This window comes from Amycolatopsis sp. NPDC039088 (assembly GCF_055598845.1).
Genome location: NZ_JBVKAE010000030.1, coordinates 97,821 through 114,709, shown reverse-complemented (window position 1 = coordinate 114,709; position 16,889 = coordinate 97,821). Strand labels below are relative to the sequence as shown.

Genomic DNA, 16,889 nt, shown 5'->3' with positions numbered 1-16,889 from the left:
TCCCCGCAAAACACTGAACTGGCTTACCCCGCAAGAGAAACTCACCATGATACTGTCCTAAATAGACCATGTTGCGACGACCGAGTGAATCCGCCCCACTTTCGGGACATGCGGTGTCCCGAAAGTGGCTTTCACGACACGTTGGGGACACCGCTGCACCCGCGTCGAAGTCGGATGTCTTGAAGGGAGCCTTCAAGACAAGCCACGTTTGCCTTGTCTCTCAAGAGAACCGACTCCGTCCTAAATGATCACTGTGGCCTACGGGTCGAGTTTCCTCGGCTGAGCCGAGGGAAGGGGGCCTTCACGAGGCCCACCGGTCACCGCACGATCAAGCGGCCTGCGCCGCCCGCATGGCCGCCGCCATGGCGGCCGAGTCGTGGTCCGGTCCGCAGCCGTCGACCAGGATCAGGTCACCCGGGATGTGGTCCGCCCGCAGGTGCAGGATCTCCTGGTACGCGGGCGAGTCGTACCACTCGCGAGCGGTCTCGATACTCGGGAACTCGATCATCACCAGCGCGCCGGGCCATTCGCCTTCGACGACCTGCACCTCGGCCCCGTGCACGAGGAACTTGCCGCCGAAGGGATCCAGTGTGTCCTGGATCCGCTCCAGGTACTCGAAGACCTCTTCCGCCGTCACGGCGGGCGGGCGAAGGTGGGCGATTCCGTAGGCGGTCATGGTGTCCCTCCAGGTTTTCGTTGTCCTGGAAGAATCCTGACCGACCTGCCGCGTGGCGTCGATTACCCCGGAGGTAAAGCTCAGAACTCCGCGACGGCCGCGAGTGCCTCGGGCAGGGTGAACGCCCCGGCGTAGAGCGCCTTGCCGACGATGGAGCCTTCGACACCGTCGCGCGCCAGGGCGGCCAGCGCGCGGAGGTCGTCCACACTGGACACGCCGCCGGAGGCGATGACGGGCGCGTCGGTGCGGGCGGCGACCTCGCGGAGCAGGTCGATGTTCGGTCCCTGGAGGGTGCCGTCCTTGCTCACGTCGGTGACGACGTAGCGCTGCGCGCCGTCGCGGTCGAGCCGGTCGAGGACCTCCCAGAGGTCACCGCCGTCCTGTGTCCAGCCGCGGGCGGACAGCCGGTGCCCCGCCTCGGTGATCCGCACGTCCAGCCCGATGGCGACACGGTCGCCGAAGGTGGAGACCACCTTCGCGGTCCACTCCGGGTCCTCCAGCGCGGCGGTGCCGAGGTTGACGCGGCGGGCGCCGGTGGCCAGCGCGGCCTCCAGCGAGGCGTCGTCGCGGATGCCACCGGACAGCTCCACCTGGACGTCCAGCTTCGCCACGACCTCGGCGAGCAGCTCGCGGTTGGAACCCTTGCCGAACGCGGCGTCGAGGTCGACCAGATGGATCCACTCCGCCCCGTCACGCTGCCAGGCGAGCGCCGCCTCCAGCGGGCTGCCATAGGAGGTTTCGGTGCCGGCCTCGCCCTGGACGAGTCGGACGGCCTGGCCATCGGCCACATCAACGGCGGGAAGGAGCGTGAAAGTCACGCGCCCACTCTAAGACAGAGACTTCAGCCAGTTGCGCAGCAGGTGCGCCCCGGCGTCGCCGGACTTCTCCGGGTGGAACTGCGTCGCCCACAGTGGCCCGTTCTCGACGGCGGCGACGAAGTCCTGGCCGTGGTTCGCCCAGGTCACCTTGGGCTGCTGCCCGGCGAGCCCGGAGTCGAGTTCCCAGGTCCTCGCGGCGTAGGAGTGCACGAAATAGAACCGCGTTTCCGCGTCGAGACCGGCGAACAGCTGCGAGTCCTCCGGGGCGCGGACGGTGTTCCAGCCCATGTGGGGCAGGACGTCGGCCTCCAACCTGTCGACCGTGCCGGGCCACTCACCGGTGCCCGCGGCCTCCTCGCCGTGTTCGACCCCGCGTTCGAACAGGATCTGCATGCCGACGCAGATGCCCAGCACCGGACGGCCGCCGGCGAGGCGTTTGCCGATGATCTTCTCCCCCGACACCGAGAGCAGGCCCTCCATGCAGGCGGAGAAGGCGCCGACACCGGGAACGACCAGGCCGTCGGCCTCGAGCGCGGCATGGGGGTCGGCCGTGACCTCGACATCGGCGCCGGCGCGCTCGACGGCGCGTTCGGCGGATCGGAGATTGCCGGACCCGTAGTCCAGGATCACCACACGAGGAGTAGCCACGCGCCCAGGTTAGCGGACAGGATTTTCTCGCGATTCCTTGTTTCAACCGTCACTCGTTTGGGTAGTAACCACGCCGAGTGAGAGGCCGGCGCAGGACCGCCTGCACTTCTGGAGGAACGATGCGGGACGCCGACGACCTGACCTGCCTTCTCGACGCCTGGCGCGAGGACATCGAAAGTGTCCCCTTTCCCACCTTCGCGGAGCTGCTGATCCCCGCGCAGAAACAGCGCGTGGCGCCCGGACAGACGGCGACCGCATCGGTTCAGGTGACGAAGACCACCGGATGGCGCGATCGCTGACACCCGACTCCGGTCGTGTGTGTGGTTTTCTTCATGGAGCCACGCCCCACCGAGCCGACCAGGAGTGACGCATGAGCAGCAGCCCGGATCCGCGCGACTTCCTCGATCTCGACGCCGAACTCTCCGACGAGGACCGGGCCGTCCGTGACGCCGTGCGCTCGTACGCGCACGACCAGCTCCTGCCGAATATCGCCGAATGGTACGAAACGGGCGCGCTGCCCGCCGCCGAACTCGCCAAGGGCTTCGGCAAGCTCGGCCTGCTCGGCATGCACCTGGAGGGCTACGGCTGCGCCGGGACCAGCGCCGTCGCCTATGGCATCGCCTGCCGCGAACTGGAGGCCGTCGACTCCGGGCTGCGCAGCTTCGTCTCGGTGCAGGGTTCGCTGGCGATGTACGCGATCCACAAGTGGGGCACCGACGAGCACAAGCAGGAGTGGCTGCCGCGGATGGCCGCCGGTGAGGCGCTCGGCTGCTTCGGGCTGACCGAACCGGACGCCGGCAGCGATCCGGGCAGCATGCGGACCCGCGCGGTCCGCGACGGCTCGGACTGGGTGCTCAGCGGCACGAAGATGTGGATCACCAACGGGACCGTCGCCGACGTCGCGGTCGTCTGGGCGCAGACCGACGAAGGCGTGCGCGGGTTCGTCGTCCCCACGGACACGCCGGGCTTCACCGCGAACGAGGTCAAGCACAAGCTGTCGCTGCGGGCCTCGCTGACCGCGGAACTGGTGCTCGACGGCGTCCGCCTGCCGGAATCGGCGGCGTTCCCCGAGGTCCGCGGCCTGCGCGGTCCGCTGTCGTGCCTGAACGAAGCACGCTACGGAATCCTGTTCGGTGTCGTCGGCGCCGCGCGTTCCTGCTACGAATCGGCGCTCGAGTACACGCTGAGCCGCGAGCAGTTCGGCAAGCCGCTGGCCGGGTTCCAGCTCACCCAGCGCAAGCTCGCCGACCTCGTCGTCGAGGTCAACCGGGCCGGGCTGGTCGCGCTGCGGATCGGGCGGCTCAAGGACGCGGGCACGCTGCACCACAACCACGTCAGCTTCGGCAAGCTCGCCAACGTCCGGTCGGCACTGGAGGTCGCGCGGACGGCTCGCGCCATGCTCGGCGCCAACGGGATTTCGCTGGAGTACCCGGTGATGCGGCATATGTCGAACCTTGAAACCGTGCTGACCTACGAAGGCACCGAGGAGATGCACGCGCTCTCGCTGGGTCAGTCGGTCACCGGGCTCGCCGCCTTCCGCTAGACCGCTCCGAAACTGTCGGTGCGGGGCTCTAGGGTCCGCCGCATGACCGATTCCGCCGAGTTCCAGTCCGTCGTCGAGCTGCGCCGGTACACCCTGCACCCCGGCCGCCGGGACGAGCTGATCGAGCTCTTCGAGCGCGAGTTCGTGGAGACACAGGAAGCCTGTGGCATGCGCTTGTTCGGCCAGTTCCGCGAGGCGGGCGAACCGGACAAGTTCGTGTGGCTGCGCGGTTTCCGGGACATGGAGACCAGGCGGGCCGCGCTGGAGTCGTTCTACTTCGGGCCGGTGTGGCGCGAACACGGCCCGGCGGCGAACGAGACGATGATCGACGCTTCCGACGTCCTGCTGCTGCGGCCGTCCGGGCCGGGATTACCCGCTCCGGACGGCGCACCCGGCTCCCGGGTGCTGGTGACGATCTGCCATCCCACCGGGCCGGTGAAGGAATTCTCGGAGTACTTCGCCGACACCGTGGCTCCGGCGCTGCGGGAAGCGGGCGTGGTCACCTTCGGCCACTTCGAGACCGAACCCGCCGAGAACACCTTCCCCCGCCTTCCCGTACGAGAGAACGAGACCGTCTTCGTCTGGTTCGCCAAGGCCACCGAAGAACACCGGGAACTCCTCGACCGGACAGGCGCCGGGCTCGCCGACCGGCTCGAACGTCCTTGGCGGCGGCTGGAACTCACACCGACCCCGCGGTCACGTCTGCGCTGAAAGGAGTTCCGCCAGCCCATCCGGATAGAGGATCGCCTTGCCGCTCGCCACGTCGGCCATCGGCAGCCAGTGCACGCGTGCGCCCTCGTCGAGGACGACCCCGACCTCGTCGCGCTCGTAGAACGCCTTGTCGGCCAGTTCGGCGGCGAACAGGAACACGATTTCGTGGCCCGACCTGCCTTCGTAGGTGAACACGTTCTCCAGTACCGCGATCTGCTCGACCGAGGTCAGTTCCGCCGCGAGTTCCTCCAGCAGCTCGCGGCGGACCGCTTCCGCCGCGGTCTCGCCGAACTCGATCCCGCCCCCGAGCGGGCGATGGTAGGTCTCGCCCTTGGCTTCGTCCCGGCCTTCGAACACCAGGAGGTCGTTGCCACGGCGGACGACCGCGAGCGCGAGCGGGCGGATGGTGGGCATCCCCCGAAACTAGCGGAGGAATTCCTTGACCGACAGGGCGATGGATCCCGCGTCGAGACCGTGCGCGAGGTCGTGGTCGGCCATTTCGCCGTAGATCCGCACTTCGGCCGCGCGCCGGACGCCGAGCGAGAGCAGCCGGTGCGGCGTCTCCGACAGCGCGGCGGACACCGTATGCGCCGACGTTCCCGCGAGGTAGGGCTCGATCAGCACGACGTCGGCCGCGCCGGTGGCTTCGACGGCCGAACGCAGCCCGGCGGCGTCGAACGGCCTGACCGTCGACGTGTACAGCACGGTCACGTCGAGATCGGCGGTCGCCTCCAGCGTCCGGTCGAGCATCGGCCCGACGGCCACCACGACACCTCGGCTGCCCGCGCGCAGTGTCTGCAGGCCGGCGCCCAGATGCGGTTTCGCGTTCTCCTGCGCGGAGAGCCGGAGGTAGACGCGCCCGTCGCCGGGAATGGACTCCAGCAGCAGGCGCCGTGCTTCCTCGGGGTGACCCGGCACGTGCACGGTCCAGCCCGGCAGCGTGTCGATGAGGGCGACGTCCCCGGGCGCCTGATGCGTCCGCCCGGCGGTCGGCATGTCGTAGGACGCGCCCGAAGACACCAGCACGGCGCCGACGTCCTGGTGGCCGAGGTCCAGTTTGACCTGTTCGAACGCCCGCTCCACGAGGAACGACGAGAAGGTGTGGACGATCGGCCGCATCCCCGCCAGCGCGAGACCGCCGGCGGTGCTCATCATCAGCTGCTCGCGGATACCGACGTTGAGCACGCGGTCCGGATGTTTTCGCGCGGCGAAGGCGAGTTGCGCGGCGGAGATGTCGGCGAGGACGACGGCGACGTTCGGATCGGTGTCGAGTACCTCGGCGGTGGCGTCGAGGAAGGTTTCACGCATGTTCACGGGTTCAGCCCTTTCGCTCGACGGTCGCGACCACGGCGAGCGGCCGGTCCGGATGAGGGGTGGTGAAGGCTTCGTGGAGCGCGTCGTGATCCCGGCCGTCGACGGTGCGGACCGCCCAGCCCTCGACCTCGAACCGGCGTCCGATCCCGCCCGGCCAGCCGTGGGTGGCCGAGGAGTTGTCGACGACGACGGCGGTCAGCTGCGGCATGCCGATCCGGCCCGCCACCGCGATGGCCTCGGAGTTGGAGCCTTCGTCGAGTTCCGCGTCGCCGATTAGTGTGACGACCTTGGCGTCACGGAATCCCTTGGCGCGCAGCCCGAACACGGTGCCGATGGCCAGCGGGAGGCCGTGACCGAGCGAGCCGCTGGAGATCTCGGCACCCGGCAGCCGCGCGCGATCGGGATGGTGCCCGAGCCTCGATTCCGCCGACGTCCAGTCGGCGAGTTCGTCCTCCTGGATGAAGCCCTTCTTCGTCAGCACCGCGTAGTAGGCCATCGGGCCGTGGCCCTTGGACAGCAGGAAGCGGTCGCGGCCCGGATCGTGGAAGTTCTCCGGCGTGATGTCGAGCACGCGGTCGTAGAGCACCCACAGGACGTCCACAGTGGACTCGGCGGCGGCCTGGTGTTTCTCGTCCCCGGTCATCAGCGAGATCAGCCTCGGCAGATCCGCGTAACCGGTTTTCGTGTCGGTGGTCATGGCGTCGAGCGTGCAACCTCGACTTAAGTCGAAGTCAAGGCTAGCCTGGCGACGTGACGAGATTGGCTGAACACCTGAGCATCGGACAGGTCGCCGACCGCAGCGGCGTTCCCCACACCGCTTTGCGCTTCTACGAGGACAAAGGGCTGATCAGCTCGGAGCGTTCGGCGGGCAACCAGCGGCGGTATCCGCGTTCGGTGCTGCGCCGGATCGCCTTCATCCGGGCCGCGCAACGGGTCGGGCTCAGCCTCGACGACATCAGCTCGGCACTGGACACCTTACCCAAGGATCACGCCCCCACGAAGGCGGACTGGGCGAGGCTTTCGCGCGGCTGGCAGGACGAACTGGACGCGCGGATCGACGCGCTGCAGCGGCTGCGGGACAGGCTGACCGGCTGCATCGGCTGCGGTTGCCTGTCTCTGCGCAGCTGCGGGCTGTACAACGCCGACGACCAGATGTCCCGGTTCGGCCCCGGTGCGGGCAAACTGCGCCCGGCTTCCGAGGGCGGCATCTGAATTCCCGGTTTCCGAATTCCCGTTGCCACGCGGGTACCGGATGTGCGTCACTGGACGCGAAATGGAAAAGAAACACCTCATCCGAGTCTCGAAACGACTCTCCCGGCACCTGCGGCACGCACCCGGCGACCTCGGCATCACCCTCACCCCCGACGGCTGGGTCGAAGTCGAGACCCTCTTGGCTGCCTTGGCGCGGCACGGAGTGCGGCTCAGCCGTGCCCAGCTCGAGGAAGTGGTGGAGGGCAACGACAAACGGCGCTTCGCCTTCGACGAAAGCGGGCAGCGGATCCGCGCCAGCCAAGGGCACAGCGTCGAAGTCGACCTCGAATTGCCCACCGCCATCCCACCCGGCGTCCTCTATCACGGGACGGTGTCGCGGTTCCTCGACGCGATTCTGAGTGAAGGCCTCCGGCCGATGAAGCGGCACGCCGTGCACCTTTCGGCGACCACGGAGACCGCGCGGGCCGTCGGTGCCCGGCGCGGGGTCCCGGTCCTGCTCGCCGTCGACGCGCGGGGCATGGCCGAGGCGGGGCACGAATTCCAGGTGAGCGCGAACGGTGTCTGGCTCACCGCCGCGGTTCCGCCGGAGTTCCTCCGCCGTCTGCCGTGATCAGGCCGTTGGCCCGAAGAAGCCCCAGCGTGTTCACGGTGAACAGCCCGTTCCACTCCAGCGCGGCCGCGGGCGAATAGCTGGTGTAGTCGACCCGCCAGCCGCCGTCTTCGTGCTGCCCGCCCGCGATCCGCCGCAGATCGGCCTCGATGACTTCGGGTTCGAAGAGCTTCCGCGCCGGGCCACCGGGTTCCGGGGCGAAGTCGAGCGGGCGCATGGCCTCGCCCTCGATCCCGCCGTCGACCGCGACCACGCCATCGTCCGGGATGAACCGGCCGAGTTTCCCGACCAGGCGGGTGTCGCCGAGCACGTCCACCAGTTTCATCGTGAAAGCGAGCACGAGCGCGTGCGGTGCTTCGTCGATCTTCTCGATCTCGTCGAGGCAATAGCGGGTGGCCTTCGCCAGCCAGGGATGCGCGGCGACGGCGGGATCGTGCGCGGCGACCCGGTGCGCGGTGACCGCGACGATCGCGGTGATCTGGAGCGACGAGACCGACGGATCCGCGCTCGCCCAGAACGGCGCGCTGCCGAACGGATCCGGCATCGGCAAGGCGAACGGGACACCGCCGTCCGGCAGGGAGATCGAGTCGAGCCAGTCACAGAGTTCGACCACCCGCGGGCTGGTCACCGGGCCGACGTCGGCGAAGACCTCGAAGGCGTGCAGTGCTCCCCCGGGCTGGCTGGTGACCGAGCGGCAGTCCGGTTCGAGGCCGTGGCCGTAACCGCCGTCGGGATTGCGGTACCCCTCCAGCGCGGCGAGGGCGGCCGCCGGGTCGCCGTCGCGGAAGAGGACCTCGAACCGCCGCCGGTCGAGCAGCCGGGCCCGCGTGGCCATGAAGTCGGCCGCTGCTTTGAGATCGATGTTCATACCGACAGGGTCGCGCGGATCGCGACGCCTGTCTTGAACACATCGGTCACGTGCGGCGGCGGGGACGGTTGTAGAGCTTGCGACCGACGCTGAGGAGCGTTTCGCGCAGCGTCTCGTCGTCGAGAGCGGAGACTTCGGGCGAGCCGCCGGCGAGGGCGATACCGGCGAGGAGCACCTGCGCGGTGACCATCGCCAGCACGTCCGGCTCCGGGCCGACCAGGATCTCCAGCAACCGGTTCTTGAAGCTTTCCGAGCGGTGGACGGATTTTTCGACCGCCCGCGCGATGCCGGGGTCGCTGGAGAACAGCGCGACCAGCGCCCGGTGCCGCACCACGAGATCGACGAAACCGTCCAGCAGATGGTCGATCTGCGCGCCGCGGGTGCGCTGGGCGCGGGCGTCGTCGACGATGCCCTCCAGCTCGCGCAGCACGGGCTCGGCGACGGATTCGGTGATCTCCGCCTTCGTCTTGAAGTGGTAGTAGACGGCCGCCTTGGTGACCCCCAACGCGTCCGCGATCATCTGCAGCGAGGTGCCTTCCACGCCGTGCTCGGTGAACAGCCGCAACGCCGTGCTCAGCAGTCGCGTGCGGGTGTCCTCCGCCTGGACGACGTCCATGATCCCTCCTCGTTCAGCCGTCGGAGGTTACGTCAAGCGTAGCCGTCCGGCCAAACCAGTACTAGCCGTGCGGCTAGTCACATACTTGCCGATCGGCTTGTTGCACCCTAGCCGATCGGCTAGCTTGGAATGACCTGATCGAGTGAACGGGAGACTCTTGTGGCCAGCTTCCTGTACCGCCTCGGCCGGTTCTCGTTCCGGCGCCGGGCACTGGTGACGGCGGTCTGGGCCGCCGTCCTGGTCGCCCTCGGCGCGGGCGCGCTGACCCTGTCCGGCCAGCTTTCGAACTCGGTGACCATCCCCGGGACCGAATCGCAGCGGGCCATCGACCAGCTCGCGGACCGCTTCCCCGAGGCGGCGGCAGGCGGCGCGACCGCGCGTGTGGTCATCTCGACGCCCGGCGACATCACCGACGCCGCCGGGCAGGCGACGATCACGCGCCTCGTCACCGGACTCAAGGACGCGCCGAAGGTCGCCGGGGTGCTCGACCCGCTGCAGGCCCAGGCCATTTCGCCGGACAAGCACGTCGCGATGGCCCAGGTCAGCTACCGCGTGCCCGGCTTCGAACTCACCGACGCCGACCGCGAGGGCCTGATGGCCGCCGCGGACCCAGCCAAGGCCGCCGGGTACACCGTGGAATTCGGCGGTGACGCCGTCCAGGCGATGCCCGCCACGAACGCCACCGAAGGCATCGGTGTCGCCGTCGCCGCCGTCGTCCTGATCATCACCTTCGGTTCACTGCTCGCCGCCGGGATCCCGCTGCTGACCGCGCTGATCGGGGTCGGCATCGGCATGGCGGGCATCACGACGGCGTCCGGTTTCCTGGAACTGAACACGAACACGCCGGTACTCGCGCTGATGATCGGCCTCGCCGTCGGCATCGACTACGCGCTCTTCATCGTTTCCCGCTACCGGCACGAACTCGAGGTCGGCCGCGATCCGGAAGAAGCGGCCGGGCGCGCCACCGGCACCGCGGGCTCCGCCGTGGTGTTCGCCGGGCTGACCGTGATCATCGCGCTGGCGGGGCTGACCGTCGTCGGTATCCCGTTCCTCGGCGAGATGGGCGTCGCCGCGGCGATCACCGTCGCCATCGCCGTCGTCATCGCGCTCACCCTGCTACCCGCCATCCTCGGTTTCGCGGGCGGCAAGCTGCGGGGCGGCAAGATCCGCCTGCGCCGCAAGGAAGGCGCGACGACACATGGCGAGCGCTGGGCACGTTTCGTCGCCCGCCACCGGATCCCGGTACTGATCGCCGCTGTCGCCGGACTCGCGATCGTCGCCATCCCGGCCGCGAGCATGCAGCTCGGCCTGCCGAACGACAGCACCGCCGCACCGGACACCACCCAGCGCAAGGCCTACGAAACCGTCAGCCGCAGCTTCGGCGAGGGCGCCAACGGACCGCTGGTGATCGTCGTCGACCTGGCGGGCAGCAAGGACCGGCAGGCCGCGCTCCAGCAGGCCGCCGCCGGAATCGGCGGCTTGCCCGAGCGTCCGATCGTCACGCCGCCGAAGACCAACCGGGACGGCGACCTCGCCCTGCTGACCGTCATCCCGAAGAGCGGTCCGAGCAGCACCGCGACCGAAGACCTCGTCAGCGACATCCGCGGCCTGAACGCGGGACTGGGCACGGCCACCGGCGCTTCGCTGGCGGTGACCGGCCAGACCGCGGCCAACATCGACGTCTCCGAGAAGCTCGCGGACGCGATGCTGCCGTACCTCGCGCTGATCGTCGGGCTGGCGTTCCTGTTGCTGATGCTGGTGTTCCGGTCGGTCGTGGTGCCGCTGAAGGCGACGCTGGGCTTCCTCGGCTCCGTGGTCGCGACGTTCGGTGCCGTGGTCGCGGTGTTCCAGTGGGGCTGGCTCACCGACCTGCTCGGGGTGAAGACGACCGGGCCGATCATGAGCATGCTGCCGATCCTGCTGATCGGTGTGCTGTTCGGGCTCGCGATGGACTACCAGGTGTTTCTGGTGACGCGGATGCGAGAGGAGTACGTCCACGGCGCCGACCCGCAGCAGGCGATGGTCACCGGCTTCCGGCACGGCTCCCGGGTCGTGGTCGCCGCCGCGCTGATCATGATCAGCGTGTTCGCCGGATTCGTCCTCGCGGAGTCCTCGCTGATCCAGTCGATCGGGTTCGCGCTGGCCTTCGGTGTGCTGGTGGACGCGTTCGTGATCCGGATGACCATTGTGCCGGCACTGATGTCGCTGCTCGGACGCGGTGCCTGGTGGCTGCCGAAGTGGCTCGACCGGGTGCTACCCGATGTCGACGTCGAAGGCGAGAAGCTCACGAAGCAACTCGACGCTCCTGACGAGCGGGAGCTGGTGCGGAGCTGAACGAGAAGGGCGCTTTTCCCGCGATTTCCCGCGGGAAAAGCGCCCTTCAGTTCACAGGTCCGCTTCGGTGCGGCCGAGGACCAACCGGTCGAACAGCGCGCCACCGCCGTTGGACCGCAGCCCCAGCCCCTGGATCACCGGCGGTTTGCCCCCGGTGATCGCCCAGAGGTCGATCCGGACGGTCGTCCAGTCGGCAGGCGGCGGACCCGGCACCCGGTGTTCCGCGAGCACCGTGTGGTCGAGCCAGTTCGAATCGCCGACGGACGCGCAGACGGCGAGTCCCGGCCACGGACCGCCCAGTCGCAGCCCGATCCCGGTCGTACTCGGCGAGGTCGCCTTCCACGCGAACTGGAAGTACCGGTACTGACCCGGTTCCGGGTTCTCGGCGATCTTGAAGTCCCAATCGGGGACCGCGTGCCCGAACGGCGCCCGGTACGCCGGATGCGCCTCCCCCGCCGCCGTCAGTTCCAGGCTGGTCCCGCCGGAGAACGCGTCACCCTGACGGAATGCGAACGTCGGCGGGTACAGCATCATGTCGAGATCCTTGACCCGCTCGTCGAAGAGCACGGCCCTCGGCCGTTTCGCGAGGACGTCGCGGTGCGAGTTCCCCAGCTGCTCGCCGTGGAAGACCATCTCCCCGAGCCGGATGTTGCCGTTCGGCCAGCTTCCGCCGCCGGTGCTGACGAAACGGAACCGCGAGGCCTCGATCGGCCGGTCGAACACATGGCTGTGGACGGCCTTGTCGGACAACAGCAGTGGTCCGTCGTGCCAGACCTCGCCCTCGCCGTCCCACCACTGCAGCCGGACGTCACGCAGCCACGACTCGGGATGCGCCGGATCCTCGGCGAAGGTGACCCCGGTCAGCCGCACCCGCGTGCGGAACGTGTCGACCTTGAGCACCAGTTCGTCACGCCAGCCGCTGTTGACGAACCCGATGTCGTGCCAGCGCAGCCAGGGCCCCGGTGGCGGATCCGCCTTGCCGTCACGCAGGATCTCCGCGGAATACTGACCTTCGAGTACCTGCTTCGGCCGCACGGACTCCGCGGTCACGAACGCGTTCGTGTCCGCGATGAGGTTGGGCACCAACGGAAGTGGCTCGGCCGAAGCGTTCCCCCAGCCGGTTTTTCGGGTGGTCGGCGTCGGATCGGGTGCCCGCAGCTTCGACCGCGCGTCGGTCTCGACCGGGGCGATCCGGCTCCGCCACCGCGGCCGGAGGTTCGGTCCGTAGCGGAGGACGGTGCCCATCCAGGTCGCGACCAGCAGGTCGCCGCCGGGCAGCCACGACGGCACCGGCAAGGCGCGCAGATCCTGCCGCGTCAGCACCGCTCCCGCCGGATCCAGGACGTACAGCGTGCCGAGTTCGCTCCCGGCGGCGATCCTGGTGCCGTCCGGAGAGATCCGGGGGCGGCGCATCAGATCGTCGCCGGTGAACGTCCACAGTAGACCGCCGGTCGCGGCGAAAGCGTTGAGCCGCTCTCCTTCGGTGACCACGATCAGCTCTCCGTTGGCCGAAACGGACACCTCTTCCGCGGCGATCGGGAGAGTGTTGACCAGAGCGCCGCCCCGCAGCACGAAGATCCTGCCCCCGTCGGTGTCGGACCAGATCACGATGGTCCTGCCGTCGGCGCTGACGGCGCCGCCGAGGAACACTCCCGTGCGAGCCACCTGAACCGAGAAGAGCTCTCGTCCGTCCACAGTGGACAGACCGGTGATCTTTCCGGCGTCGAACGCGACCAGGGTCGTGTCGTCCACCGGCAGCAGCCGGTGCGGTGTCCGGCTTGTCGTCCACCATTCCCGCGTCCACAGCTGCTTTCCCGAGCTGTCCCACACCACCAGGCCGAGATCACCCGAGGTCGCGACCCACGTTCCACCGGGGGCCACCGCGAAATTGTCCAGCCCCGTGTCGTGGAGCCACTCGCCGCGCGCCCAGTCCGTCGCGCGTTTGGGCAGGCCGAACAGGGCGAATCTGCGGCTCGGCTTCCCCGTGCCGTCCAGCAGGTAGAGATGATGTCCCTCCGCCGTGTCGAGGTCGAAGCCCTGCGCGGAGAAGCCTCCCTTGTGGACGGACGGCGCGAACCCGAAGTGGTGCCCGATCTTCCGCCGCCAGGTGGTCTTCCCGGTGCCGAGATCCAGCCCGTACAGGTTGTGATCCCAGTTGAAGCAGCCGAGCATCGCCGACTTCCCGTCGGCGGACACCGCGACGTCGCGGACGTGCGGGCCGAACGCGTCCGGGGTGACCTTCGGGAGTTCCTTGTGCAGCAGGGGAACGATCGCGTACAGCCGGGCGGGCGCGCTGCGCAGGTCGGCGGTGAACCGGCCGCCGATCAGCGAGACGTCCTGGCCAGTCAGGACATCGACGACCCGGTGCAGCAGTGGCACGTCGACGTCCAACGCGGCCATCACGGGCACCCGATGCCCGATCGACAGGCCCACCCGCCACATCTGCCCGGGGTCCCAGTCGAGGAGGGTGTTGTTGACCGCCCAGACGTACCGGACGTCGCCGTCGACCCACTCGGACAACAGCACCTCGGGGTTGTCGCAGCGGGCGACCGGCCGGACGTCCGCCAGCGCCTTGCGCACGGTTTCGGCGTGCTCCAGGAAATAACGCCGGAAACGCGGGTATGCCGAGTCGTCGTTGTACGCCAGGGGGTCCTGGCCGACCTTGTCGAATCCGACGCCCAGTGGCGTGAACCCGACGACCAGTTCCGGGCGGCAGGTGTCGTCGAAGTAGACCGGCACCCCGCTGTCCCGCAAGGCCGCGGCCAGCGGCGGATCCAACTCCATCCGCTGTCCGACCAGCAACACCGCGTCGTACCCGCTCAGCACCTCGGCGCTGACGTCCTCGGTGAACACGAACGACGCGGGCCGGTGCGCGTACAGGCAGGCGTTGTAGGCCTCGTAAAGGGCGTCGAAGTACTTGCCGCCGATCTTCCCGTTCCAGCCGCTGATGCCGCCTTCCCTGCCCTCGGCCCGCTGCATGCGGGTGGAGACCACGATCGCGACGCGGTCACCACTGCGCGCCTTGGCGATCGCGGGCCCCACTTCGGCGGCGAGGCCGAACGCCGCCCGCAGGACGGAGGTCTTGCCGGCGCCACCGGCCCTCGGGCCGCCGAGCCGGGTGCCGGTCCCACCGGTCCGGGGGTCGGCGGCGGTCGGGCCCACATGCTGACGTCCGGCGTCGCCGACCGTGCCGGTCCCCTTGGCGCCGCGCATCACCTGCTGCAGCAGGGTCGGCAGGAACATGCCGCCGGTACCGTCGTCGTTGAACAGTTCGGGGTGGCCCCACACCGGCTTTCCCGGGCGCCGGTAGAAGTCGACCGCGTGCCCGGTGACCTGCGGCGGCTGGATCTGCTCGGACTGGTACTGCAGGTCGACCTCGTCGGCGTTCTCGAACAGGATCTGCGGCGGGCTCTGCACCGCCCGGTACGGCGCGGTCATCGCGCTGATCCGGCCGGGGACCACGGAGTCCATCGCGGCGCGGAACAGTTTCTCGGCGTCGACCTTGTGGGCGAACGCGCGATCCGACACCGTGTCGAGCACCGGCGACCACTTCCCGGTCTCGTCCGCCACCTTCCACGCGGCGAGGTACTGGGCCTTCTCTGCCTCGTCGGCGGCCGCGTCCGCGCCGAGCTTCGTCAGCCACCAGTTGGCCGCCCAGCTCCAGCCGCGGAAAGCCGGATACGCGGCCAGCAAGCCGGTGACGGTCTTGAGATCCGCCACCATTTTCTCCGGGCTGCGGGTGTCGTACGGCTTACCGAGCGGCAACCCGGCGTCCATGTAGAGCAGGATTCCCTGTTCCTCCATGGACCGCGCCCCGTAGCCGGCGATGGCGCGGCGGCTCCAGTCCTCGAAATGGGCCTTCTCCGGCGACACGGCCTCGGGGTCCTTCACCAGCCTGGCGACCGTTTCGACGTCGGCGGGAATCCTCTGGAACCGGCCTTCCGGACCGTGCCCGACGCGGTCGACGAACAGGTTGAAGCCGAGTTTCCCCGCCCGGTCCAGATGCGCGGCGGTGATCTCCGGGACATCGGCGAAGCGCGGGATCTGCGCCTTCCCGCGAGGGTCTTCCGGGAAACTCTGGGCATAGTCGCCGTGCTGGACGATGTGGAAGTCCGGCCGGTCGGTGAGCCCGGGGCCGATCTCGAGATACTGGGGCGCGACGGTGAAACCGGGGACGTCCGCGTCGAGCGTGTAGCGGTCCGGCTCCCAGGTACCGTCGAGACTCACCTCCCCCTCGCCGTTCGTGAGCGTGACGTCACGGAAGCCGATTTCCTTGCCCGCCCGCAGAATCCGGAGCTTGACGGTCGTGGGGAGCGGCGTGCCGGGCTTCGCCCGCGCGAGCACGGTGACCGGGACCGGTTCGCCACAGCCGTAGTAGAACCGGTTGAGCGGGGTCATCACGGATACCGTTCCGGTCGAGCCGGGAGCACGGACCTCGACCACCGTGTCCACTGTGCACTCCGAGTACCTGCCGGCCACATCGGGCGAGACCCGCAGCTGATAGAGACCGCGAGCGGCGGCGGGCGGGGTCACGGCGCCGCCGTCGACCCGGAGTTCGGTGAACTCCGGGACACCGAGCGGACGAGTCCAGACCCGGAACCGCGGCGCCGCCTTCCAGCGTCCGCTGTCGTGGGTGATGCTCAGCGGGACAGGTTTCCCCGCAGTCCAGACGGGTTCCGCGAAACCGACCGTCAGCCGTTCGACGTCGGCGGCGACCCGCCGGAGCTGCTTGCCGGTCGTGCGGTCGTACACCTCGAACAACGTCGTGGGATCGGCACGTTTCAGGAAGATCTCACCTCCGCGGACGCGAAGATTCGACACGGGGTACCGGGTGTCGGGCAGCTGCAGGGTGAGCGTTCCGGCCGGGCCGCCGTTCTCGCCGAAGATCCGGACCTCGTTCCCGGAGGCGAGGACGTAGAGCTTGCCGTCGTCGGCGAGGTCGAACCCGCCGAGGTGCGGGCCTGCCGCCCGGACGGGAACGTTCCACAGCTGCGTACCGTCGAAGCCGGTGACGAAGACGCCGGACGGCCAAGACGTGTACAGCCGGGAGAGGCGCTCCCAGACGCGCATACCCGCGAGGCCGTGCTTCACCGTCGCACCCAGCGGTGGCAGGTCGTACACCGCGACCACACCACCTGGGTTCAGCCGGAGAGCGCGGTTCTCGTACTGGTCGATCGCGTAGAAGTCGCCCGACTCCCCCGCCTCGACCGCGGACGGCGCGTTCCAGCCCTGCTCGTCGTTGGTGGTGAAGTCGTCGATATGGCCGAGGGCGCCGAACTCCGCGTCCCAGAACGCGACCCGGTGCGGAAAATGCGCCTCCGCCGTCGCGATCGTCCCGGCCGCGTTCGCCGTGACGGCGAGCGCGGAATACCCCACCTCCCCGGCGTACGGCGACGAACCGTCGAGCCCCGTCCTCAGCACGCGGCCCGCGTAGACGAGGTAGGCCTGCCCGTCACGGCCGAGGCCCAGCTGTGCGCCGACGACGTCGAAACCCGGGTCGTAGCGTGAAACCACCTGCTCCGAGATCATCCTGCACCCC

General features: G+C 69.1%; 15 protein-coding genes. 6 read left to right on the top strand and 9 right to left on the bottom strand.

Annotated elements, in window-relative coordinates:
* Positions 1-328: 328 nt before the first annotated feature.
* The 3 genes from ACZ7KI_RS32225 to hisH form a co-directional block, all read right to left on the bottom strand.
* Positions 329-676: a DUF1330 domain-containing protein gene (locus ACZ7KI_RS32225; protein WP_470276795.1), complete on the bottom strand. Its 348-nt coding sequence runs from the start codon at positions 674-676 to the stop codon at positions 329-331.
* Between the two features lie 80 nt (positions 677-756).
* Complete coding sequence (gene priA, locus ACZ7KI_RS32220) at positions 757-1,494, bottom strand: bifunctional 1-(5-phosphoribosyl)-5-((5-phosphoribosylamino)methylideneamino)imidazole-4-carboxamide isomerase/phosphoribosylanthranilate isomerase PriA (protein WP_470276794.1); 738 nt, start codon at positions 1,492-1,494, stop codon at positions 757-759.
* Between the two features lie 9 nt (positions 1,495-1,503).
* Positions 1,504-2,127, bottom strand: a complete 624-nt coding sequence (hisH, locus tag ACZ7KI_RS32215) for an imidazole glycerol phosphate synthase subunit HisH (protein WP_470276802.1) — start codon at positions 2,125-2,127, stop codon at positions 1,504-1,506.
* 134 nt (positions 2,128-2,261) lie between these two features.
* Between hisH and ACZ7KI_RS32210 the strand changes: the two genes are divergently transcribed.
* From ACZ7KI_RS32210 to ACZ7KI_RS32200, 3 genes are all read left to right on the top strand, one after another.
* Positions 2,262-2,441: a hypothetical protein gene (locus ACZ7KI_RS32210; RefSeq protein WP_465505448.1), complete on the top strand. Its 180-nt coding sequence runs from the start codon at positions 2,262-2,264 to the stop codon at positions 2,439-2,441.
* Between the two features lie 71 nt (positions 2,442-2,512).
* Positions 2,513-3,685 (top strand): acyl-CoA dehydrogenase family protein, encoded by a 1,173-nt coding sequence (locus tag ACZ7KI_RS32205; protein WP_470276793.1) that lies wholly within the window; start codon positions 2,513-2,515, stop codon positions 3,683-3,685.
* A 42-nt stretch (positions 3,686-3,727) separates the two neighbouring features.
* Positions 3,728-4,396 (top strand): NIPSNAP family protein, encoded by a 669-nt coding sequence (locus ACZ7KI_RS32200; protein WP_470276792.1) that lies wholly within the window; start codon positions 3,728-3,730, stop codon positions 4,394-4,396.
* Here the strand turns inward: ACZ7KI_RS32200 and ACZ7KI_RS32195 are convergent.
* The 3 genes from ACZ7KI_RS32195 to ACZ7KI_RS32185 are packed head-to-tail and all read right to left on the bottom strand — an operon-like array spanning position 4,382 to position 6,407.
* On the bottom strand, positions 4,382-4,810 hold the full coding sequence (locus ACZ7KI_RS32195) for an NUDIX domain-containing protein (protein ID WP_470276791.1): 429 nt from the start codon (positions 4,808-4,810) through the stop codon (positions 4,382-4,384). The two genes, ACZ7KI_RS32200 and ACZ7KI_RS32195, sit on opposite strands and share 15 nt — an antisense overlap.
* A 9-nt stretch (positions 4,811-4,819) precedes the next feature.
* Complete coding sequence (locus ACZ7KI_RS32190) at positions 4,820-5,710, bottom strand: transketolase family protein (RefSeq protein ID WP_470276790.1); 891 nt, start codon at positions 5,708-5,710, stop codon at positions 4,820-4,822.
* A 4-nt stretch (positions 5,711-5,714) separates the two neighbouring features.
* The gene (locus ACZ7KI_RS32185) at positions 5,715-6,407 is read right to left on the bottom strand and encodes a transketolase (RefSeq protein WP_470276789.1); all 693 of its coding nucleotides are present in this window, start codon (positions 6,405-6,407) and stop codon (positions 5,715-5,717) included.
* A 53-nt stretch (positions 6,408-6,460) separates the two neighbouring features.
* On the opposite strand from ACZ7KI_RS32185, the gene soxR reads away from it, so the two are divergent.
* Together soxR and ACZ7KI_RS32175 are read left to right on the top strand one after the other, a co-directional pair.
* Positions 6,461-6,922 (top strand): redox-sensitive transcriptional activator SoxR, encoded by a 462-nt coding sequence (gene soxR, locus ACZ7KI_RS32180; RefSeq protein ID WP_465505454.1) that lies wholly within the window; start codon positions 6,461-6,463, stop codon positions 6,920-6,922.
* A 61-nt stretch (positions 6,923-6,983) separates the two neighbouring features.
* Positions 6,984-7,532 (top strand): RNA 2'-phosphotransferase, encoded by a 549-nt coding sequence (locus ACZ7KI_RS32175; protein WP_470276788.1) that lies wholly within the window; start codon positions 6,984-6,986, stop codon positions 7,530-7,532.
* Here the strand turns inward: ACZ7KI_RS32175 and ACZ7KI_RS32170 are convergent.
* Both ACZ7KI_RS32170 and ACZ7KI_RS32165 read right to left on the bottom strand, forming a co-directional pair.
* Positions 7,489-8,400 carry a prenyltransferase/squalene oxidase repeat-containing protein gene (locus ACZ7KI_RS32170; RefSeq protein WP_470276787.1) on the bottom strand — a complete coding sequence of 304 codons (912 nt, stop codon included), beginning with the start codon at positions 8,398-8,400 and terminating at the stop codon, positions 7,489-7,491. The genes ACZ7KI_RS32175 and ACZ7KI_RS32170 overlap by 44 nt on opposite strands.
* 46 nt (positions 8,401-8,446) lie before the next feature.
* Positions 8,447-9,016, bottom strand: coding sequence for a TetR/AcrR family transcriptional regulator (locus ACZ7KI_RS32165; protein WP_470276786.1), 570 nt, complete (start codon positions 9,014-9,016; stop codon positions 8,447-8,449).
* A gap of 159 nt (positions 9,017-9,175) precedes the next feature.
* Here ACZ7KI_RS32165 and ACZ7KI_RS32160 point away from each other — a divergent pair, with 159 nt between their 5' ends.
* Positions 9,176-11,350: an MMPL family transporter gene (locus tag ACZ7KI_RS32160; RefSeq protein WP_470276785.1), complete on the top strand. Its 2,175-nt coding sequence runs from the start codon at positions 9,176-9,178 to the stop codon at positions 11,348-11,350.
* Positions 11,351-11,401: 51 nt separating this feature from the next.
* Here ACZ7KI_RS32160 and ACZ7KI_RS32155 read toward each other — a convergent pair whose 3' ends face one another.
* Entirely contained in the window at positions 11,402-16,879 is a 5,478-nt protein-coding gene (locus ACZ7KI_RS32155) for a WD40 repeat domain-containing protein (protein WP_470276784.1), read from the bottom strand.
* Positions 16,880-16,889 lie beyond the last annotated feature (10 nt).